1 protein-coding gene is annotated in these 369 nt (G+C 46.3%); it reads right to left on the reverse strand.

The window, feature by feature from the left end; translation table 11 throughout:
- Window positions 1-254 (reverse strand): hypothetical protein (locus tag RMT89_RS41605; protein WP_315888950.1); only part of this gene is annotated, 254 nt, incomplete at its 3' end.
- Window positions 255-369: the final 115 nt, after the last annotated feature.

Raw genomic sequence — 369 nt, forward strand, 5'->3', positions numbered from 1 at the left:
TGGATATAATAAACGTCTTTCAATTCGTGTTCGCGCACGTTCTCGGCAAACACGTTGATATTGACGAAAATCCCCCAACCGTCATTATTGTAACGACACAAGGTTTCCCAATGCTGCGCAATTGTTCCGTAATATTTATGCGCCGGAATACCTTTGTTGGTATCGTGAATGCACCGAAACCAAACCTGTGCTTGATCTGCTGGCAATCCGGTTAACGCCTCAATATAGGCGGCGGCTTGAATGTATTGCTGCATTATGCACCGTCACGAAAGCGAATGAAAGCGTCAACATCGGCTTCACGCCATTTGCGCGGCTTAGTTCCCTCTATATGTGGTATGGGAAAATTGCCTTGACGCAACTGATAGTGCA

Origin of the sequence: Streptomyces sp. P17 (genome assembly GCF_032436805.1) — a bacterium.
GTDB lineage: Bacteria > Actinomycetota > Actinomycetes > Streptomycetales > Streptomycetaceae > Streptomyces.